This window comes from Clostridium tertium, assembly GCF_017873245.1.
In the GTDB taxonomy this organism is placed as follows: domain Bacteria; phylum Bacillota; class Clostridia; order Clostridiales; family Clostridiaceae; genus Clostridium; species Clostridium tertium.
Window position 1 is genome coordinate 138,538 of sequence record NZ_JAGGJY010000004.1, and the last position, 20,969, is coordinate 159,506.

19 protein-coding genes are annotated in these 20,969 nt (G+C 27.7%); 9 read left to right on the plus strand and 10 right to left on the minus strand.

All coding sequences use genetic code 11. The features are described from left to right. The first annotated feature begins 523 nt into the window (after positions 1–523). Entirely contained in the window at positions 524–1,255 is a 732-nt protein-coding gene (locus tag J2Z25_RS06990; protein ID WP_209739326.1) for an ABC transporter ATP-binding protein, read from the plus strand. Beyond that, positions 1,248–2,432 (plus strand): ABC transporter permease, encoded by a 1,185-nt coding sequence (locus J2Z25_RS06995; protein ID WP_142691357.1) that lies wholly within the window; start codon positions 1,248–1,250, stop codon positions 2,430–2,432. The genes J2Z25_RS06990 and J2Z25_RS06995 overlap by 8 nt, the downstream gene beginning before the upstream one ends. 146 nt (positions 2,433–2,578) lie before the next feature. On the opposite strand, the gene J2Z25_RS07000 is transcribed toward J2Z25_RS06995, so the two are convergent. The 3 genes from J2Z25_RS07000 to J2Z25_RS07010 all read right to left on the minus strand — a co-directional run bounded on the left by J2Z25_RS07000 (position 2,579) and on the right by J2Z25_RS07010 (position 5,300). After that, positions 2,579–2,863: a hypothetical protein gene (locus tag J2Z25_RS07000; RefSeq protein WP_209739328.1), complete on the minus strand. Its 285-nt coding sequence runs from the start codon at positions 2,861–2,863 to the stop codon at positions 2,579–2,581. A gap of 13 nt (positions 2,864–2,876) precedes the next feature. Continuing rightward, entirely contained in the window at positions 2,877–3,665 is a 789-nt protein-coding gene (locus tag J2Z25_RS07005) for an SDR family NAD(P)-dependent oxidoreductase (RefSeq protein ID WP_008681446.1), read from the minus strand. A gap of 240 nt (positions 3,666–3,905) precedes the next feature. After that, positions 3,906–5,300, minus strand: a complete 1,395-nt coding sequence (locus J2Z25_RS07010; RefSeq protein WP_209739330.1) for an NCS2 family permease — start codon at positions 5,298–5,300, stop codon at positions 3,906–3,908. 359 nt (positions 5,301–5,659) lie between these two features. On the opposite strand from J2Z25_RS07010, the gene J2Z25_RS07015 reads away from it, so the two are divergent. Beyond that, positions 5,660–6,004: a hypothetical protein gene (locus J2Z25_RS07015; protein ID WP_097034075.1), complete on the plus strand. Its 345-nt coding sequence runs from the start codon at positions 5,660–5,662 to the stop codon at positions 6,002–6,004. Between the two features lie 28 nt (positions 6,005–6,032). Continuing rightward, positions 6,033–6,425 carry a hypothetical protein gene (locus J2Z25_RS07020; RefSeq protein WP_142691353.1) on the plus strand — a complete coding sequence of 131 codons (393 nt, stop codon included), beginning with the start codon at positions 6,033–6,035 and terminating at the stop codon, positions 6,423–6,425. Positions 6,426–6,470: 45 nt separating this feature from the next. Here J2Z25_RS07020 and J2Z25_RS07025 read toward each other — a convergent pair whose 3' ends face one another. After that, entirely contained in the window at positions 6,471–7,124 is a 654-nt protein-coding gene (locus J2Z25_RS07025; protein ID WP_245173140.1) for a SanA/YdcF family protein, read from the minus strand. 56 nt (positions 7,125–7,180) lie between these two features. Further along, on the minus strand, positions 7,181–7,651 hold the full coding sequence (locus J2Z25_RS07030) for a GNAT family N-acetyltransferase (protein WP_209739334.1): 471 nt from the start codon (positions 7,649–7,651) through the stop codon (positions 7,181–7,183). Positions 7,652–7,913: 262 nt separating this feature from the next. On the opposite strand from J2Z25_RS07030, the gene J2Z25_RS07035 reads away from it, so the two are divergent. The 4 genes from J2Z25_RS07035 to J2Z25_RS07050 all read left to right on the plus strand — a co-directional run bounded on the left by J2Z25_RS07035 (position 7,914) and on the right by J2Z25_RS07050 (position 11,618). Further along, entirely contained in the window at positions 7,914–8,690 is a 777-nt protein-coding gene (locus tag J2Z25_RS07035; RefSeq protein ID WP_209739336.1) for an ABC transporter ATP-binding protein, read from the plus strand. A gap of 13 nt (positions 8,691–8,703) precedes the next feature. Then, positions 8,704–9,822 (plus strand): ABC transporter permease, encoded by a 1,119-nt coding sequence (locus J2Z25_RS07040; protein WP_209739338.1) that lies wholly within the window; start codon positions 8,704–8,706, stop codon positions 9,820–9,822. After that, positions 9,819–10,922: an ABC transporter permease gene (locus J2Z25_RS07045; protein ID WP_209739340.1), complete on the plus strand. Its 1,104-nt coding sequence runs from the start codon at positions 9,819–9,821 to the stop codon at positions 10,920–10,922. Before J2Z25_RS07040 ends, J2Z25_RS07045 begins: the two co-directional genes overlap by 4 nt. A gap of 273 nt (positions 10,923–11,195) precedes the next feature. After that, positions 11,196–11,618 carry a DUF4179 domain-containing protein gene (locus J2Z25_RS07050; protein WP_209739342.1) on the plus strand — a complete coding sequence of 141 codons (423 nt, stop codon included), beginning with the start codon at positions 11,196–11,198 and terminating at the stop codon, positions 11,616–11,618. A 622-nt stretch (positions 11,619–12,240) separates the two neighbouring features. Here J2Z25_RS07050 and J2Z25_RS07055 read toward each other — a convergent pair. The 3 genes from J2Z25_RS07055 to J2Z25_RS07065 form a co-directional block, all read right to left on the minus strand. After that, positions 12,241–13,485 carry a glutamate-5-semialdehyde dehydrogenase gene (locus tag J2Z25_RS07055; protein ID WP_209739344.1) on the minus strand — a complete coding sequence of 415 codons (1,245 nt, stop codon included), beginning with the start codon at positions 13,483–13,485 and terminating at the stop codon, positions 12,241–12,243. A 110-nt stretch (positions 13,486–13,595) separates the two neighbouring features. Then, entirely contained in the window at positions 13,596–14,402 is an 807-nt protein-coding gene (gene proB / locus J2Z25_RS07060) for a glutamate 5-kinase (protein WP_008681424.1), read from the minus strand. A gap of 72 nt (positions 14,403–14,474) precedes the next feature. Then, positions 14,475–15,542 carry an AI-2E family transporter gene (locus J2Z25_RS07065; RefSeq protein WP_209739346.1) on the minus strand — a complete coding sequence of 356 codons (1,068 nt, stop codon included), beginning with the start codon at positions 15,540–15,542 and terminating at the stop codon, positions 14,475–14,477. A 310-nt stretch (positions 15,543–15,852) separates the two neighbouring features. On the opposite strand from J2Z25_RS07065, the gene J2Z25_RS07070 reads away from it, so the two are divergent. Beyond that, positions 15,853–17,214: a YjiH family protein gene (locus J2Z25_RS07070; RefSeq protein ID WP_209739349.1), complete on the plus strand. Its 1,362-nt coding sequence runs from the start codon at positions 15,853–15,855 to the stop codon at positions 17,212–17,214. A 71-nt stretch (positions 17,215–17,285) separates the two neighbouring features. Here the strand turns inward: J2Z25_RS07070 and J2Z25_RS07075 are convergent, their stop codons facing one another. Both J2Z25_RS07075 and J2Z25_RS07080 read right to left on the minus strand, forming a co-directional pair. Further along, positions 17,286–19,040 (minus strand): S8 family peptidase, encoded by a 1,755-nt coding sequence (locus tag J2Z25_RS07075; RefSeq protein WP_209739351.1) that lies wholly within the window; start codon positions 19,038–19,040, stop codon positions 17,286–17,288. Positions 19,041–19,055: 15 nt separating this feature from the next. Continuing rightward, positions 19,056–20,855 (minus strand): S8 family peptidase, encoded by a 1,800-nt coding sequence (locus J2Z25_RS07080; RefSeq protein ID WP_209739352.1) that lies wholly within the window; start codon positions 20,853–20,855, stop codon positions 19,056–19,058. Positions 20,856–20,969: the final 114 nt, after the last annotated feature.

The window sequence follows — 20,969 nt, forward strand, 5'->3', positions numbered from 1 at the left end:
ACATAATTATATACTCCCTTTCTGGCCTCACAGGACCAATTTAAAGTGTACTTTTTAACCCTTTAATTATCTTTTTGATAATTAATTATCCTTTTGATAATATTCTATATTTTCTATAAATATCTGTCAAGGAAATTTAAATTAATAATTATGCGTAACTCCCCAAGTTTTACTGAATATTTATTTATTTAAACAAACCAAATTTACATTACAAATATTAAATTATCATTTATTCACTAGATAATTTTATAGCATTATTACCGACATAAGTATTTAGATAGTCGCTTTATTATTTATTGCTTATATACTATATATTTTACACCATATAGGATTATAAATATATCTATTTATGAATAAAAATTCAACATTGTTAATTTTTATGCACCTATATGTTTTAAATGATTTATTTGTAAAAATATTCTATAATTATATTGAAAATAAATTTTTACCCTGTTATAATACTGTATATTATAACTCTTAATATTATATATAATACCATTAAATATGCGAGGAGGTTAATAATTTGCTTAAACTAAACAATGTAAGTAAAAAATTTAAAACTACCAAAGTTGTCGATAACTTATCCTTTTCTGTTAATAAAGGTGAAATTGTTGGTTTACTTGGTGAAAATGGAGCAGGAAAAACAACAACTTTAAGAATGATTTCTACTATGTTAGAAATAACTGAAGGTGACATTAAAGTTAACGATATTGATGTAAAATCAAATTCTGAAAGCGTAAGAAAAGAAATAGGAATTTTATTTGGAGGAGATGTAGGCTTATATGATAGACTAAGTGGAAGAGAAAATATAAGGTACTTTGCCAATCTTTATGGAATGACTAAAAAAGAAGCTGATGAAAGAATAGATAACTTAGCAAAAAGCTTTGGTATGGAGGATTATATAAACAAACCTGTTGGAAAATATTCTAGAGGTATGAAGCAAAAAATATCTATTGCTCGATCAATAGTTCATAATCCATCTGTCATGCTATTTGATGAGCCAACTACTGGTTTAGATGTTAGTGCTGCTAGAATAGTACAAGACTTCATACTACAATGTAAAAGTGAAAATAAAGTAATACTATTTTCTAGTCATTCTATGAAAGAAGTAGAAAAGCTATGTGATAGAGTTGTAATTATAAATAAAGGGAAATTAATAGAAGATTGTACATTAAGTAAATTAAAAGAAAAATATAATAATAAGGATTTAGAAGAAACATTCCTAAAACTTATAGGAGGTAAATCTAATGAATAACTTTTTAACAGTTTTAAAGAAAGAACTATTAGATATTGTAAGAGATAAGAAGACTCTTGTATTTACATTAATATTGCCTATACTTATTTATCCTATAATGTTTAAATTTATGTCTTCTGCAATGGAAAAAACTCAATCAGACGTACAAAAAGAAATTAATATATATATTGATGGTGATAAAAATTCTTCTATGGCAAAAGCTATAACATCTCTAGATAATATTAAATTGCCTGAAATAGAATCTCCAACAGAATCACTAAAAAACGGGGATATTCAACTTATAGTAAAAATCCCTGAAAACTTTGATGAAAATATATCTCAAGGAAAAAATGATACTATTGAACTTTTAATAGATGAAGAATCTAATAAGTCTATGATTGCAAGTAGCATGGTTAACGAAATATATGAAAGCTATAAAAAATCTATAGTTGAACAACGCCTAGCTGATAAAGGAATAGACTCATCTATACTTACTCCATTTGAAGTTAGCGTTAAATCAGGAATAAATGCTGATAATGAAGATATCAATGGGGGAGCCGCAATGCTTCTTACTATGATTCCAACATTAATTGTTATTCTTATGGTATCTTCTACTGTTGGTATGGCTGCTGATCTTGGCGCTGGCGAAAAAGAAAGATTTACATTTGAACCACTTTTATCAACTTCTGCTAAAAGAGCTTCATTACTTTGGGGTAAAATAGGCGCTTTATGTACCGTTTCATTCATAGCCTTGATGGCCAACCTTACTGCAATGGTAATTTCAATGCAAAAGTTTATGATTGTTGGTGAAGAAGTTAACTTTAAGCTAACACCTGCAACAATACTTGGAATGCTTATAATTGGTGCTTTAGTATTAATTACTTTATCTGCATTACAAATATCAGTAAGTATTTATGCAAGATCAACTAAAGAAGCAAATTCATATTTAGCTGCTATTACTATGCCTACTATGATTTTAGCCTTCTTGCCTTATATGATGGATGCAAAAGGAATAAATCCAGCATTCTTCAATATTCCTATAACAAACGCAATTTGTTTAATGAAGGAATTTACAGTTGGAATCTTTGATATTAAACATATAGCCATAGTTGTTGGATGGCATATAGTTTATATAATTGCTTCTATAATATTTGCTAAATTCATGTTTTCAAAAGAAGAAGTTATTTTTAGAAATTAACAATTGATAATGAACAATGCATACTGAGCAATGGACAATGCATAATTATAGATATAATCCACCTTTGTGAATTATTAAAAATAAAGGAATTCAGCTCAAAGCTGAATTCCTTCCTTAATTTTTTCATTCTTTAATTCTTTCATTCCTTAATTATTCATTATAGAAAGTTTCTTATCAAACTTTCTTATCTCAGGCCAAGTATGATAATTCGCACCTTCTTTTGAATGGTATTCCTCAAAATCTTCTACACTGATTTGATATGTTTCAAAACCTTCTATTTCTACTTCTATTTCAATATACTCACCTTCAATTATATTAAAACTTGTTACTTCTCCTGTAGGTATAACTTCACTTCCATAATAAAATGTGACTCCATTTTCTATAAGAGTCGCATAAACCTCTAAAATTTCATCTTTAATGTTTTCTGTCATTACAATAATTCACCTATCCCTTATTCATCATTAATATAATCTTTCTAGATAAGCTTCTAGGCATAATCTTATTTAATGCAATTATAACCTTATTTTTAAATCCAGGAATTATTATTAGTTTTCCCTTTTTAAAATCTCTATAAGCTATTTCTGCCACTTTTTTTGGTGTCATCAATGCTTTTTTAGCAGATTCTTTTTTTCTTATTCCAGCTTTATCTTGAAACCCTGTGCTTACAGGGCCTGGACATAAACAGCTTACTTTTATTCCAGTTCCCTTTAATTCTTCATATATAGCTTCTGTAAAACTTAATACATATGATTTTGATGCGTAATAAGTAGCCATTTTGGGACCTGCGCAAAATGCCGCTGTTGAAGCAACATTCATTATTGCTCCATCACCATGACTTATCATTATTGGCAAAAACACCTTAGTTAATTCTGTTAATGCTCTCACATTTACATCTATTAAATTCAATTCTTTTTCTATTTCTATTTCGCTTAGGTAACCAAAGGATCCTAATCCTGCATTATTAATTAAAATATCCACAGATATATTTTTTTTATTAACATAATTTAATAGTTTTTCACAAGAGTTATCCTCAGATAAATCTAAAGATATGCTATACACGTTAATATTATATAGTAACATTAACTCTTCTTTTACCTTCTCTAGCTTCTCCTCATCTCTTGCAACTAAAATTAAGTTATTTCCATCATTAGCATATAGTTTTGCTAATTCATATCCAATCCCAGTAGTAGCTCCAGTTATAAGTACATAGCTCCTACCATACGGTTTACCCATAAAAAATCCTCCATAAATTTATTTATCAAAATTTATATTTAAATATATCATATAGTTCTATATATATAAATATTAAATAAGATGCGAATATGTAATATAAATGGCTATTTTCGTATAAAAAATAGAGAAAGGTTGTCCTTTCTCTATTTTGCTACGTTTATCTTATATATATTTGAAATCTTTTCTAATACAATATAATAATTAAAAAAACTATCTAATATATTTACAGTAATTCAAATTTTACTTTATACCATTTATAACAAAATTAATTAGAAACAAAGCACTTACAACATACATTATTGGATGTACATCCTTAGCTTCTTTTTTTACTATCTTAGCTAAGCAATATGTTACAAATCCAGCTGCCACACCATTTGAAATGCTTCCTGTAAAAGGCATAAATGTCACTACGAAGAATGCTGGCATAGCTACTTCAAAATCGCTCCAATCAATATTTTTGAAGGATTCCATCATTAATATACCTACTACTATTAATGCTGGAGCGGTAGCTGCTGATGGCACCATACCCATTATAGGTGATATAAATAATGATAATATGAATAACACTGCTACTGTAACAGAAGTTAATCCAGTTCTTCCGCCTTGACCAATTCCTGCTGCACTTTCAACATATGTTGTTGTATTACTTGTTCCTAATAAAGCTCCTATTGAAGTGGCTGTTGCATCTGCAAATAAAGCTCTTTCTAATTTTGATGAAAAATTATTTCCACTTTCAAATAGCTTTTCATCATTATCATCAAATATTCCTGCTTTTCTTCCTGTTCCTAAAAATGTACCAATTGTATCAAAAGTATCTGATAAAGAAAATGCAAATATAGTAATTAATACTAAGGATATCTTAGATGGATCACTAAATAATCCTACAAAATCTAACTTAAAAAATGTTGGTGCTATGCTTGGGATTCCAAAACTAATTTGTGAAAAGTCAGGCACTTGTGTTACCCCCATAAAAATACCAACAACTGTAGTTAAAAGAATTCCTAATAAGATTGCCCCTTTAAATTTAAGAAGCATTAATATAAGTGTAATCACTAGTCCTATTAGTGCCAATAATGCTACTGGATCCTTAAAATCAGTCATTGCTAGATTTACACTGTTAAATATTGATGAGTCTCCTGATGAAGCAATTTGATTAGCAGCCTCACCTGTAAAAGTAAGAAAATGAGCTTGTTTAATACCTAAGAATGCAATGAAAAGGCCTATACCTCCTGAAATTGCATATTGAAGTGAATGAGGAATAGCTTGTATTATAATTTTTCTTATTTTAGTAGTAGTAATAATAATATTGATAATTCCACAAATGAATACCATAGCTAAAGCTTGTTGCCATGTGAATCCAAGTCCCAATACTACTGTAAATGTAAAAAATGCATTTAATCCCATCCCTGGTGCTTGTGCAAATGGAACATTTGCTACCAACCCCATAACTAGAGTTCCTATAGCCGCTGCAATAATTGTAGCAACAAAAACAGCATTTTTATCCATTCCTGCTGCTGCTAAAATAGATGGATTTACAAATAAAATATATGCCATTGTAAGAAATGTAGTTAATCCTGCCATTAATTCAGTTTTAACATCTGTTCCATTTTCCTTAAGTTTAAAAAATTTATCCATAATAGCCCCCTCTAATTTTCGAATATTATATAAATATATTATCATTTCATTCGTATTTAATCAATATATTTTTTGCACTTTTTATTAATTATTACCAGTATATACATAAATTTTTACTTTCTACACTAAATCATCCCCTATTAATCCAGCAATAATTTCATAAAATCCGAACATTGTGTTGAATAAACATACCTCTACATTTTTTAGCTATATATACTTTAATTATAATTTTTTTATTTATTGATACACCATTTCAAATTAATCACCATATATTTACAATAAAGTTTCAAAGTGTTATAATATGCATAACATTTATATATGTATTTAAAATAAATATATTGCTGAGAGGAGACTTTATTATGATTCCTACTATGCCAAACATGAATAATGTAGTAATTCATGTAAAGAACAATACATCTATGGATTTAGAAAAATGTACTATTGAACATACTGGAAAGGGTGGACACCCTATTAAATTAGGCAATATCAAATCAATGGAAAAAACTAATGAAGAAATGTGTATCTTAACTTCACAAGAAAAATCAGATCTTATTTTTAGTTATACTCTAAACGGAGAAAAATATAGTTCAATCGTATACAACAACATAATTTTTTCTGATATTAGACCACTAACTATAAATATATCTGAAAACAATAATAACTTAATATTTAATACTGAAAGAATCTCTGGTAAAGATATCTAATAATTATTTAAATAAGGAGTGCTTATAAATGAAAAGAGAAGTTCAAAAATTTCCTGTTTCTTGGTTGCTTTTTAGTAGTGATTTTAATAGACACAACACAATTATATATATAAAGAATCACACAGCTTATAACTTAGAGAATACTACTATTGAAAGAACTGGCATAGGTGGACATCCTATTGAATTAGGAACTATAAAAGCAATGAGTAGTGATGTTAATGAAGAAATGTATCCTTCACCAATTATGGAAAAATCCGATTTAATCTTAAATTACGTATTAAATGGTGAAAATCACAGTTCAGTTATACACGGCAATATATTTCTTACAGATATTAGACCTATAGTCATTGATATAATTGAAGAAAATGGGGAATTAATTTTTTCAGCAACTCGTATAAAACATGAAGATATAATTAATTAAAAATAAAAGCGAGGACTTAGTGCCTCACTTTTATTTTACTCTAAATTATTTCTTTTCATCTTCAGTCACTCTTCCATCTGAGCTACTTACAGGAATTGCTTCTCCTAAAAATTTAGGTTCTGGTTTTAATATATTTACGTAGACAAAGTCTTTTAATTGTGCTAATAACTCACGCTTTTTATAACTATCCATCAATTGATATTGTCTTTTATCTGACTTTATTCCATAAGCATCTATTCCTAATTTTCTGGCTATATATAAAGCTCTTGGCAAATGATACTCATTAGTTACTATTATTGCCTTATCAACTTTAAAAATCTCTTTTGCCCTATACATTGTATCATAAGTACTGAAGCCTGCATGATCCATAAATATTATCTTTTCATCTATATCATTTTGTAATATATACTTTTTCATAGATCCAACTTCATTATATTCTTCTCTACCATGATCTCCACTTAATAAAAATGTATTTCCTAATCCAGCCTCAAAGGCTTCTAAAGAAGTTTCTAATCTATCAACTAATATATCTGATGGTGTTCCATCTGCTCTGACTCCGGCCCCCAGCACTATAATCGCATCATTTTCACTAGGAATATCTTCAATATTATAAATATATTTTTTATAGCTATTGACTGTTGAAATGGTTATACTTATGGATATTATAAATATCATTAGTAATATTATAAATATACTCATAATTCTTCTTCCCCACTTCTTAAATTTCAAATTTCTCATGAAATTATCCTGATATATTATATTCCATACTTCATTTTAATGTGTGGAATTCCTGCTTCATCATAATCATTTGATACTTCCTTAAACCCAACAGACTTATACAATTCTTTTATATAGCTTTGTGCTGATATTGTTATTTTTTCTTGTTTAAAATGCTTATGTATCTCTTGTATTGCTTTAATCATCATTTCTTTAGCTAATTTTTTACCTCTATACTCTTTTAAAACTAGCACTCTTCCTATAGATGCCTCTTCATAAGATAATCCTGGTGGTAATAATCTGCAATACCCTACTACTTTTTCTTCCCCATCTTTATTATCTATTGCAAATAAGTGCACACACTTCTTATCTTTATCATCAAAATCATTTTCACAAGTTATTTCTTGTTCGCAAGCAAAAACTTCATATCTAGCTTTAGCTATTTCATAAAGTTCACTTATGTTAAGTTCATTAAAATGCTTGCTTCTAAACTCAATTTTCTTCTCCATAAAATACTCCTTTTAAATCACAAATTTTAGTATATTATAATTATAATATTATTATTTTATATTTTCCATAAATAGCTATATTTCAATAGTAATATACTCATAATAATATTATAATATCTTAATAAATTTATTTATTTTGCATTTTTAAGAATACCATTCTATTTTAATGCTATTCTTATTATTTTTAGCTTTTTAGAAGATTTTAATTAAATTTAAAGATTGTCTTCACCAACTCATAGTATTAATATTAAAATAAATTTAAATGAACATTGTTCATAAGGAGGTTTTATATTTGGTAATTGAAATTAAAAATTTAGTTAAAAATTATAAAGATTTTACAGCAGTAGATATAAAAGATTTAACCATTAAAGAAGGTGAAATTTTCGGATTTTTAGGGCCAAATGGTGCTGGAAAAACTACTACTATAAGTATTTTGAGTGGCCTATACTCTAAGTATTCTGGAGATATTAAAATCTTTGGAAAAGATATTAAAGAAGATCCATTATTTATAAAGAAAAACTTAGGTGTAGTTCCACAAGACTTAGCTTTAATAGATGATTTAACAGCTGAAGAAAATGTTAAGTTTTTTGGTGAGCTATATGGTTTAAAAGGAAAAAATCTAAAAGATGCTGTTAAAGAAACATTAGAATTTGTTGGACTTTGGGATAGAAAAAAAGACTTTCCTCCTAAATTTTCTGGTGGAATGAAAAGAAGATTAAATATAGCTTGTGCTATTGTTCATAAACCAAATTTAATAATTTTTGATGAGCCAACAGTTGGTATTGATCCTCAGTCAAGAAATAATATTTTGGAAACTATAAAGAAACTTAATGAACAAGGCTCCACTATAATTTATACTTCTCACTATATGGAAGAAGTTGATGCTATTTGTTCTGATATTTGTATAGTTGACCATGGACAAATTATTGCAAAAGGTACAAATGATGAACTTAAGGCTTTAGTTAAACATGAGGACGGAAGCGTTGCCTCACTAGAAGAAGTATTCCTTCAACTTACTGGCAGAAGTCTTAGAGACTAGGGAGGATTTCTATATGAAAATTTTAACAATAGTAAAATATAGACTGATTCAATCAGTCAGAGATATTCAAAGCCTTATATCAATGATATTAATTCCTATATTTTTAATATTAATTTTAGGAAATGCATTAAAGAATAATGATGATTTCACAGCAAGAACTATTGATAAAGTAAATTTACTATATATAAATGAAGATTCAACTGATGGTGCTAAAGCTTTTGAAAACTTTATAAACTTAGATGAACTTGGAGATATAATTCAAACTGAGAAAATTAATGATATTGAAGAAGGAAAAAAATTAATTGAAAGCAGAAAATATGATGCTTTAGTTGTTTACGATGAAAATTCTACTGGTAAGCTTCAGCTAATAGGTTCTGAATATAATCAACTTGGAGTTTCAATAGTCAAAGGCATAATTGAAACATATTCATCTTCTGCAAATGCTATGGAAGCACTAGCTAAAATTCAAGCTAGACATTTTAATATAGAAGAAAATAATAACTTTCAAGATGAGGCAATATCTGTATCAGGTAAAAAGCCCTCTGCTATAGATTATTATGCTATAACAATGCTTGTAATGATAATAATGTATGGATCAATTTATGCTAACTTCGCCATAGATAAGTCTTATTATGGCTCAGTTGGATATAGATTTAGATCTACTCCTTTAAATCTTGGTGAAATATTTATTGGAGAAGCTATAGGAGTAATTATAACTATAATGATTCAAGTATTAATTCTACTCTTAATATCATACTTAGCCTTTGGAGTAAACTTTGAGACCAGCCTTCCAATTATATTATTATCAGCATTTTCATTATCAGTATTATCTACAATGTTAGGTATTTTTGCCATAATGATTACTAAAAAAGGCTTAATAGGTCTAGCTTTATTAAATGTTATAGTACCTATATTTACATTCTTAAGTGGAGGCTTTGTTAAAGTAAACTTTAGTGGAATAATTGGAACTATCTCTAAGTTAACTCCTAATTATTTAGCTTCAAATGCCATGTTTAAATCAATTTATGGCGGAGCTACAAATGAAGTTTTATTTAGCATAATAGGTCTTTGGATTATGTCTGCTCTTCTATTTTTAGGAGCAAATATAATAGGAAGGAGTGAAAGAGTATGACAATATTTAAAGCAACATTAAAAAGATTATTCAGACAAAAATTAAATCTTTTATTCTTAATAGTATTACCTCTAATATTTATGTTCATTGCATTTTCAGGCTCAAATGGTACTCCACCTTTAAAGGTAACTATTATAGACGAAGATAATACAGACATTACAAAAGATATTATTAAAAATATTGAGGATAAAGCAGAAGTAAACTTTAATTCTAAAGAAACTATTCAAGATAATTTAATTAACAATGAAATAGATTATGCAATAATTATTCCTAAAGGTTATACTGATTCTTTAATAAGTGGAAATGATGCTACTTTAAAAACCTTTGAATCAAAGGAAGGAAATACTTCTATAGCTATAAAAGAATCATTAAATAATTATATAAATATATTGAAGACATTTGCTAAGAACTCTAATGGTGATAAGCAAAAGTTCTATGATGCAGTTAAATATTACTCAGAAGGTTCTTATGAACTGTCTTATACAAGTATAGATAAGGGTGAAGGAAATAAATCTAAAACAGATACTGCTATGGCATTTATAGTACTAAATTTATTATTTTCTGCAACATCAGCAACTAACATAATACTAAAAGATAGAGAGAAAAATGTATTTACAAGATTATTTACTACACCAATAACACGCTTTAAATATATATTTGAAAGCTTATTATCATTCTTAGTAATTACATTTATCCAAATTACTTTATACTTCATGTTATTTAAGTATGCTTTTAAATTTAACTTAGGAGATTCACCATTAAGTCTTTATATAATGTTCTTGATATTTGGAGTATTTACAATTTCTCTTGGAGTATTTATTACTACTCATTCAAAAGATTTAAGAATATCTGGAACTATAAGTACTCTTGTGATCCTTCCATTTGCAATGCTTGGAGGATGCTTTTGGCCAAGAGATATAATGCCAACAATATTAAAAAACATTTCTAAAGTTGTTCCAACTACATGGATAAATACATCTAATAGTAATATACTTTATGGTTCAACACTAAGTAATGAAATTACTACTATAGTATTACTACTAGGAATTTCATTAATACTATTAGGACTATCATCAAATAAATTAAAAAATAAAGCATAATAAAATGCTAAAATAAAAAGGATACAACAAGTATCCTTTTTATTTTTTTATTTTTATGGAACCTTTTTATATATTTAATCGTCTATAATGTGAATCGATTAAGACGGGGACATTAATAATGGTTAATGAACTATTATTCAAAAAAGCTGTAGAAGGCGATAAGGATAGCTTTATAAAATTAATAGAGCCAATTAAAGAAAACTTATATAGAGTAGCCTTTGTATATTAAAAAAGAAAGATATAAAAATAGATTATATAAAAGTTTCTTCAAAATTGGATGATATTATTAAAATCTCTGTATATGAAGGATATGATACAACATTTAGTAAAAGCCTATCAAATAAGAAATCTAAAAAGTTTAATAAGAATATAGTTGCAGCAACTATATTGGTAGCTTTAGGCATAACAGCATTCGGCTCAATATTTATTGCAGCAGTTAAATTAACCATGTTTGATATAAAAAATTATCTAGGAGTTAATTATAAATTAGATGAGTATAGCACTGTAGTTAATGAAGCTATAATCAAAAACGGAATAACAATTCAATTAAATGAAGTTATTTTATACAAAGATGAAATTATTTTCTCAACAACAATAAAATCAGATAAAAAACTAGGTGATAATGGAAATATAATGGTATTTGGGAATGTATATATTAATGGTAAAAAAGTATCTAACTCAGCTGGAGGTTCATGAAATCAAATTGATGATTATACTTAAGAAAGTGTACTTTCATACACATTAGATAAAGAGTTAGAAAGAGGAGATTTATATATAGAAATAAAATACGATGAAGCTCTTTTAAGCATAGATGAAAAAGAAAATAAAGTATAAGCCCCATGGAACTTCGAATTCATTTCTAACGGCGATGCTTTATCTACAAATACAAATAGTATAAATTTAAATAACTAATTTACACTAGACAATGGTCAAAAGATAATACTTAATAAATATAGAAGTAATGCTGTAGGGGAAAAGATTTACTATTCTGTTGAAAATAAAGATAGAAATAACGTATATTCATTAGAATTAATAGGATATGATGATTTAGGAAATGAAGTTAAGTTTTATAGTTCTTATGAAGAAATGACTAACGGCTTATAAAGAAATCAAACTGAAATTTCACAAGATTCAAAAGCATTAACATTAACACATATGCAGTAGCCTTTCCAAAAGAAAGCGTTAGGATGAGCAATAATTACAAAAAGGTTGGTGAAGAGTTAACTATAAAATTAAAGTAGTTTTACTTTTCTTATAAAAATGTAGTTACTTTATTTTTTATTAAAGTAACTACATTTTTTATACTATTATTTTAAACTTATCTTACTTGTCCATTTCCATAAATTATATATTTAATAGTTGTAAGCTCTTTTAGTCCCATTGGTCCTCTTGCATGAAGCTTTTGAGTACTTATTCCTATTTCTGCTCCAAATCCAAATTCACTTCCATCTGTAAATCTAGTAGAAGCATTTACATAAACTGCTGCTGCATTAACTTTATTTAAGAACTTTTGTGAATTTTTATAGCTATTAGTTACTATTGCTTCTGAATGTCCTGAACCATATTTATTTATATGATTAATTGCCTCATCAACACTTTTAACTATTTTAGCACCTATTATATAATCTAAATACTCTTTACTCCAATCATCTTCACTTGCCTCTTTAACATCATTTATTAAAGATTTTACTTTTTCATCTCCTCTAATCTCAACATCCTTTTCTCTTAATGCCTTTACTATGATTGGAAGAAACTCATTTGCTATATTTTCATTTATAATCATCTTTTCTGCTGCATTACAAACTGCTGGTCTTGATGTTTTTGCATTTATTATTATATCTCTTGCCATATCAAAGTCACAATCTTCATCTACATATATATGACAATTGCCAACTCCTGTTTCAATTACTGGTACAGTTGCATTTTTTACAACTGTTTGTATAAGTCCAGCCCCACCTCTTGGAATTAAAACATCTATATACTCATTTAATTTCATCATTTCTAATGCTGTTTCCCTACTAGTATCTTCAACTAATTGAATCGAAAACTCTGGTAATCCAGCTTCTAATATAGCATTAGCTAATATTTTTACTATTGCTTTATTAGAATTTATAGCTTCACTACCACCTCTAAGTATTACAGCATTTCCTGTTTTTAAACATAACCCTGCTGCATCACATGTTACATTTGGTCTAGCTTCATATATTATCCCTATTACTCCTATTGCAACTCTTTGCTTTCCTATTTGAAGACCATTTGGCCTTTTCCACATTTCTATTACTTCTCCAATAGGATCTTCTAAAGCTATTAGCTCTCTTAATCCCTTAGCCATATCCTCTATCCTTGATTCATTTAGTGATAATCTATCTAACATAGCCTTGGATGTTCCTTTTTGAACTGCTCTATCCAAATCTTCTTTATTTGCTTTTATGATTTCATTTGTATTGTTAATTAAAGCATTTGCCATTGATTCTAATGCTTTATTTTTTTCAGTAGTCGATGCTATTCCTAAATCATATGATGCTTCTTTAGCCCTTTTACCTAACTCATAAATACTTAGCATTAATAATTCTCCTTCACTTTTATTTTTTAGTCTATTACTAATTTATTTTTAAGCTTTGCATAGCAAAACATCCTTTATTTTAATTCTACATTTTACATTTCAAAAGCTTCTTATAAACTTTTAAATAGTGTTCCTATTTCCTCACCATTTAATATGTTTAAAATTATTTTAGGGTCTTCTCCATTAGCTAGTACCATATCTACTTGAGATTCAGTAGCTGTCTTAGCAGCTGTTAATTTTGTTATCATTCCACCTGTTCCAAGATTACTTCCAGCTCCTCCACAACATTCCTCAAGTTCTGGAGTAATTTTATCTATTTCCTTTATTAGTTTTGAATTTGGATTCTTCCTAGGATCTGAATCATAAAATCCATCTATATCTGATAATATAATTAAAAGATCAGCATTAACTAATTTAGCTACTATAGCTGATAGGTTATCATTATCTCCAAATCTAACTATATTTTCTATTTCATCTATAGCAACAGTATCATTTTCGTTAACTATAGGTATTATTCCGCTTTCTATTAGAGTTTCAAATGTATTACATACATTTTCTCTAATATGGCTATCTTCAACTACATCTCTTGTTAAAAGAACCTGCCCTACAGTATGGCTATACTCTCCAAAAAATTTACTATAAATATGCATTAACTCACATTGTCCAACTGCAGCAACAGCTTGCTTTTCCCTTATAGTCTTTGGCTTTTCCTTTAACTTAAGCTTAGATACTCCAACTCCTATTGCCCCTGAAGTAACTAATATAACTTCTTTTCCTGAATTCATTACATCTGATAATACCCTAGTTAACTTTTCTATTCTTGTTAAATTAATTTTACCATTTTCATATGTTAATGTTGAAGTTCCTACTTTAACTACAATTCTATTAGAGTTTTTAACTTTACTTCTAGCATTCATCCTACTATCCCCCTGATATTATTCTTTGTTTAATTATAATTTTTTTTGCATCTTTTTTCTACATAATTTGCTTTATTCTTTAAACTCCTTCAACTTTTCTTCTACTTCTTTATTAAAATATTTAAAAATAACCTTACCTAATGAATAAATTGGTACTACTACAAATGCTCCTATTGGCCCAACCAAACTTGCTGCCCCAACCACTAAAAAAATATCTGTTATTGGATGTATGTTCATTGTTTTACCCATTATTAATGGTACAATAATTCTTCCCTTAAGAGTTTGAGCAATTATTACTAATATAGATAACTTTATAATCATATTCCATCCTAAAGCTATTGCAATTATATATGGAATAATCATAGATATAAAAAATCCTACAAATGGTATAAAAGCTAAGACAAAAGTAACTGATGATAAAAGTAAAGGACTTGCCATCCCTATAATTTTATATCCAATAAAGACCATCAGCGCTAAAGAAAGAGCTACCTTAGCTTGACCTAAAATATATGATGATAAGACTTCATCGCTTTCTTCTACAATATCATAAAGCTTATACTTATATTTCCCAGGAAATATATTAACTATATTTTCTTTAATCTTCTCTTCATCTTTAAGAAGATAAAACACTATTAATATAATAAGTAAAATATCCGAAAACAATTGCATTCCCTTATCAAATATTCCCCTTAGACCACTTGCTAATAAAATAGCATATTTTTGTATATCACCTAAAAACTTTTCATAATAATCTAATTTAAATATATCACCTTTAAAAAACTCACCTACTCCATACAGATTTCCTTTTTCCTCTACTATTTTCAAAAATATAATTTTTAAGTTTATAAATTGCTCTATAAAATAATCTCCAAAATATTTCATGATTCCAGCTGCAATAAAAAAGAAAATTAATAAAGTTAAAGAAGCCGCACTTCCTCCCTGCATCTTTTTTTTTAGAAATATATTATTAAGAGGTTTTAGTATATAAAACAAAAATACTCCAAATATTATTGGTATAATAACTACTGCAAAAATTACATTTATAAAATTTCTCAACACTGAAATTTTTCCTAGTAATATTGCTAATATAGCTAATAAATTAAAAATAATTAAATATGTAATAACATTCTTCTTATGCATAAACTACTTCTCCTTTGTTTAAATTAATTAAATTTAGTTTATCCTTAGAAGAAAATATTATTATCTATACCCTTAATTTTAATACTCTTATAAAAAGTCTGTTAACTATTTAATATAGAACCAATATTATTAAATTAATTAAATTACATAAAATATATATTTATAAAACTTAGAAATTATAGTTAACTATAATTAATTGCATAAATTTTAGTTAAATTTGTATAAAAATCTATTGATTTAATGTATTAAAATGTATTAAAATAAAATCCTATGTATAAATATTAATTTTTTGGATATAAAGGAGATCGGAATGAAAAATTTAACTAAAGATGGATTTTCATTAAAATCATCATTATTCTTTATTCTTCCATCCTTAATAGGAGTACTTCTATTTATGATTCCTATTAACTTTAATGGAGAAATAACAATACCAGTAGCAATATTATCAAAGTTCTTAGCTAAATCTCTTGGAGATTCATTAACTTTTATAATAACTATAGCTATTTGTACTTCTGCTACTGTGAGTGTAATAACTAAAATTTTTAAGCCAAAATTTATAGTAAAAAATGAATTTTTGAACACATTATTTAATCCTAGTGCCATTTGGTTTATTGCTAGAATAATTGGAGCTGTATTTTGTGTTTTAGCTTTATTCAAGTTTGGACCGAAATTTATAGTTAATGATTCGACAGGATCATTTGTATTAAATGATTTACTTACAATATTATTTACTATTTTCTTTTTTGCAGGACTTCTATTACCATTGCTTTTAAACTTTGGCTTATTGGAGTTTTTTGGTGCAGTACTTACTAAAGTTATGCGACCAATATTTACATTGCCAGGCCGTTCATCTATAGATTGTATAACTTCTTGGCTTGGAGATGGAACTTTAGGCATAATATTAACAAATAAGCAATATGAAGAAGGCTTTTATTCTAAAAGAGAAGCAGCTATAATCAGCACAACTTTTTCTGCTGTTTCAATAACTTTTAGTTTAATCGTAATAGATACAGTTGGTTTATCTCATTTATTTATACCATTTTATTTGACAGTTAGTATTTCTGGAATTATTGCGGCTATAATAATGCCAAGAATTTATCCATTACGTAAAATTCCTAATACATATTATAATAACCAAGAAAAGAAGAACGATGAATCAATACCATACGGATATTCTTCTTTCTCTTGGGGATACAAAAAGGCTATAGATAAAGCATCTGAAAACACTGATATAAAAGGCTTTTTCATAGATGGGTTTAAAAATGTAATAGATATGTGGCTTGGAGTACTTCCAGTTGTTATGGCGCTTGCAACTATAGCTTTAATAATAGCGGAATATACTTCTGTGTTTCAAATTTTAGGATTACCTTTTATACCATATCTTAAGCTGTTACAAGTTCCGGAAGCAGTTGCGGCTTCTCAAACTTTAGTTGTAGGATTTGCTGATATGTTATTACCATCTGTTTTAGCTGCAAATACCATTGCTAGTGATATGACTAAATTTATAGTTGCTTGTACTTCCGTTTCTCAATTAATATATATGTCCGAAGTAGGTGGAGTTCTACTTGGATCAAAAATTCCTGTATCACTAAAGCAACTATTAATAATTTTTATAGAAAGAACTATAATCACTTTACCTGTAATTGTTATTGCTGCCAATATAATATTTTAATAAAAAGCTGTATCTTTTCAGATACAGCTTTTTTCAAATATTATATTAAGTTTAAATGATTTACATAAATCTCATATCATATTTTCAAATATCTTATAGAAGTTTATAATTCCATACCCTAATTGAGGATTAGGATACATATCACCAGTCCTTTTTAACGTTCCCCTATTTAAAAATGTCTTAATACTTTGTGAGTACATATAAGGATAATTTTTATCTACTATCCCCCATTCAAATAATAGGACACATGCTCCAGCGCCTATAGCTGCTGCTAAACTAGTTCCATTTACAATGTCAATTTTATTGTTTATACCTACAGTCATAGTATTAACTCCACCAGCTGCAAAATCAATTACATCTTTATATGCATTTCTAAGAGCAACTCCTGAGTATGCCAATAGATTATTATTATTTTGATTATATGCAGCTACAGTAATAATAAATTCTGAATCTCCAGGGATAGTTAAAGTTCCATATTGATCACTTGATATAAATCTAGTTCCAGGTAAAGTCAATCCTCTTTGTGGCAACCATGCATTATACTCTGCCATTTTCCCAAGCCTTAGTCGAATACGTATTTTCCATATTCCAGGACGTATATCGTGAAAATATATTCTAATTAATTGATCCCCTGTATATTCCTCTGGTAAGTTATAATATATTGACACTCTTGTTTGTTCAAAGATAAATGAATATTTTTTACTTATATTTAATATGGCTGGTATAAATCCAGTATCTGCTCCTGATGGACCTATCAAATTTATTTCAACTATATTAGGTAAGTTGACCCATACTTCCATAGATAATATTTTTTGTTCCTTTTCTACTATAATTTCTATAGCTTCATATTCATTTTTATCCTTGATAATTCCTGAAGCATGGCAATCCTGTATCCCTTCATTTCCTGTTCCTGTAACAACAACAAGACCTACATTACTTGATACTGCTGCTATATAATTATCTAAAATATGCTCACCTTTATGATTTCCATTATTAGTTCCTAATGGTAATAGTATAACAACAGGTTTTCCGTTTGCTAAAAGGTAATTCTTTAAGTATTCTATAGCAAATAAAATTGATGTAATATTATATACAGGAGCATTTACTCCATAATTATACTTAAAAAAATTTGATTGAATTAATTTTACAGCAACAAATTCACATTCTGGAGCAATCCCCTTTAACATTGGATTTTTTCCTAAGGCTCCTACTATTCCAGCCATATTAGTTCCATGTCCAATTTCATCCCTACTAGGTACTATATCATATGGGTTTCCACCTTTATTATATGTCTCTATTGCTTCATTAATTTGATCCTTCTTATATACAGTCCCTAGTTCTATATTATTGTTAGCAATATTGGAACCAATGCTTTGATCCCATATTTCATTTATTCTAGTCTTCCCATTAATGTCCTTAAACTCATCACTTAAATAATCTATTCCAGTATCTATTATTCCAACTACTACCCCCTTTCCTCTTAAGTTTAATGGTGATTCAGCTTGTAGTGTATTAACTTGTGCTGCTTCAATAGCTGATATACTTTGCAAAGTATAAATTTCTGGAGGCAATACATAAACTATTTCAAAGTTGTCTGAGGCATAAAATCTATTAATTAAATCGATTATTTCTGTAGTATTTTCAAAAGAATTTATTAAACCCGATTTAATATATACAGAAGCGTATTCATTATTAATTACTATTATATAAATTCCAGGATTATTTGTAATTGTTCCATTAAGCTCACCTACATATTCAACTAAATAACTAACATAATTGATACTGTTAAATATATATTCCGGAGCTTCAAAACTATTAACTTCCATTTACTATCCTCCCATTTAGTTTCTTATAATATCATTTGGAATTCTAATATATAAATTTCCAATCAAATATTCCAACATATCTTTATTAACTCGATAGTTTCCACCAAGAACCTTAAAAACCTCCAGCAAATTTAACCTTCCATAGCCTAAATCCTCATTTGGATATTCATATATATCATCTCTATCTGCTGAATATATCAATAAACTTCTAAGCTTAATTGAATACATAGATAAATTATTCTTATCAACAATTCCCCACTGTAATAATAATGCGCAAGCTCCTGCAACTATTGCAGCAGCTGCTGAACTTCCACTTACTTTACTTATGTTATTGCTCCCTGAAGATGTAGTCAAAATATTGATGCCTTCAGTAGCTATATCTGGATTAATTAATCCATTTGTATTAAATCCCTTTCCTGACGCTGATACTAAACTATTATTTAGTCCATTATAATATGCTACTGTTATTAAATTCTTAGCAGTAGACGGTATAGTTAATGTATTATACGGATTAGGGTTAAGAAATTTTGTACCTTCTGGCAAAGTATACTTATCTTGTAACCATATGTCATACCTTCCATCTGTTATATATTCTCCTCTTAACTTTATCATCCATATTCCTGGCTTTATTTCTGAAAAATTTAATATAAATAATTGATGCCCTGTGAAACTTTCAGGATCATAAGATCTTATTTCAACTTTAGTATTAATTAAATAAAATATTCTTGTATCTCTAGATTCAATATTTGGAACTATAAACCCCGATTCTTCTCCACTAGGAGCTATTATGTTTAATGACATTTTATTAGGTTTTCGAATCCATATATACATAACAAATATTTTTAATTCTTTAGTCATTAATAGCTCAGAGTTTTTAACTTCTCCTTCATTTGATATAAAGTTTGTAGAATGTCCCTCATAATTTCCAGCATTACCAGTTCCAGCAACAAAAACAATATCCCTTCTTCTAGCTATTGCTGTTATAAACCTGGCTGTAATATTATGTCTGTCATGGCTACCATTATAGCTTCCGACCCCAATATACAATACAAGAGGCTTTCTTAATTCATATGCTGACCTTCTTAAATATTCAATTGCAGATAAAACCTCTGAATTATTATAAACCGGCACAACTGGCAAATTATTTTCTCTCAATATTTTTATATAATTAGGAGAAGGTAATAGCTTTACTATCATAAATTCACAATCATTAGCTATACCTTCGATATTAGAGTCATATCCCCTTGCTCCTATTATTCCAGCCATATTAGTTCCATGTCCTATTTCGTCTTTACTTGCTACAATATCATATGGATTATGTCCAATTTTACTACTTTCAATTGCTCTATTTATATCCTCATTAAGGTACTCTGATCCTATATATAAGTTTCCTTTCCTATTTGTATTAATTGTTTGATCCCATATTTTTATTATTCTAGACGTGCCATCTTCTCTTATAAACTCCTTATTTAAGTAATCTATTCCCGTATCTATCATCCCTACGATTATTCCTTTTCCTGTTAAATTCAGATATTTATTAATCTTAACTGCATTTATACCATCTACATTTATAGGTGATGTATCTTGTAATACATAAATAGATCTTGCTTCAATAAAAATAATTGAAGGTACATCTTTTCTTAATCTATCTAAATTTTTTTCTTCTACTGATATAACTGCAAGATTCTCATTAATAATATCCCCACAAGCATAATCTACTTTATCAATTTCCTCTTTAAAATTCCCTCTATATTCAATTACAAACCCTGGTGAATTTTCATCTAAATAATTTTTGCATCCAACAGTATTTTCCATACATACCCTCTCAAAGAAATTAATAATATATCATATGTACTTTTTATCATATCGCTTATAATTTATATATTTATTATTTAAAATTAAACATTTTATAATTTTAATTCTATTTAT

Coding starts and splice junctions, on each gene's coding strand:
- J2Z25_RS06995 (WP_142691357.1), top strand. CDS start 1,248: ATGAATAACTTTTTAACAGTTTTAAAGAAAGAACTATTAGATATTGTA.
- J2Z25_RS07000 (WP_209739328.1), bottom strand. CDS start 2,863: ATGACAGAAAACATTAAAGATGAAATTTTAGAGGTTTATGCGACTCTT.
- J2Z25_RS07005 (WP_008681446.1), bottom strand. CDS start 3,665: ATGGGTAAACCGTATGGTAGGAGCTATGTACTTATAACTGGAGCTACT.
- J2Z25_RS07010 (WP_209739330.1), bottom strand. CDS start 5,300: ATGGATAAATTTTTTAAACTTAAGGAAAATGGAACAGATGTTAAAACT.
- J2Z25_RS07015 (WP_097034075.1), top strand. CDS start 5,660: ATGATTCCTACTATGCCAAACATGAATAATGTAGTAATTCATGTAAAG.
- J2Z25_RS07020 (WP_142691353.1), top strand. CDS start 6,033: ATGAAAAGAGAAGTTCAAAAATTTCCTGTTTCTTGGTTGCTTTTTAGT.
- J2Z25_RS07025 (WP_245173140.1), bottom strand. CDS start 7,124: ATGAGTATATTTATAATATTACTAATGATATTTATAATATCCATAAGT.
- J2Z25_RS07030 (WP_209739334.1), bottom strand. CDS start 7,651: ATGGAGAAGAAAATTGAGTTTAGAAGCAAGCATTTTAATGAACTTAAC.
- J2Z25_RS07035 (WP_209739336.1), top strand. CDS start 7,914: ATGAACATTGTTCATAAGGAGGTTTTATATTTGGTAATTGAAATTAAA.
- J2Z25_RS07040 (WP_209739338.1), top strand. CDS start 8,704: ATGAAAATTTTAACAATAGTAAAATATAGACTGATTCAATCAGTCAGA.
- J2Z25_RS07045 (WP_209739340.1), top strand. CDS start 9,819: ATGACAATATTTAAAGCAACATTAAAAAGATTATTCAGACAAAAATTA.
- J2Z25_RS07055 (WP_209739344.1), bottom strand. CDS start 13,485: ATGCTAAGTATTTATGAGTTAGGTAAAAGGGCTAAAGAAGCATCATAT.
- proB (WP_008681424.1), bottom strand. CDS start 14,402: ATGAATGCTAGAAGTAAAGTTAAAAACTCTAATAGAATTGTAGTTAAA.
- J2Z25_RS07065 (WP_209739346.1), bottom strand. CDS start 15,542: ATGCATAAGAAGAATGTTATTACATATTTAATTATTTTTAATTTATTA.
- J2Z25_RS07070 (WP_209739349.1), top strand. CDS start 15,853: ATGAAAAATTTAACTAAAGATGGATTTTCATTAAAATCATCATTATTC.
- J2Z25_RS07075 (WP_209739351.1), bottom strand. CDS start 19,040: ATGGAAGTTAATAGTTTTGAAGCTCCGGAATATATATTTAACAGTATC.
- J2Z25_RS07080 (WP_209739352.1), bottom strand. CDS start 20,855: ATGGAAAATACTGTTGGATGCAAAAATTATTTAGATGAAAATTCACCA.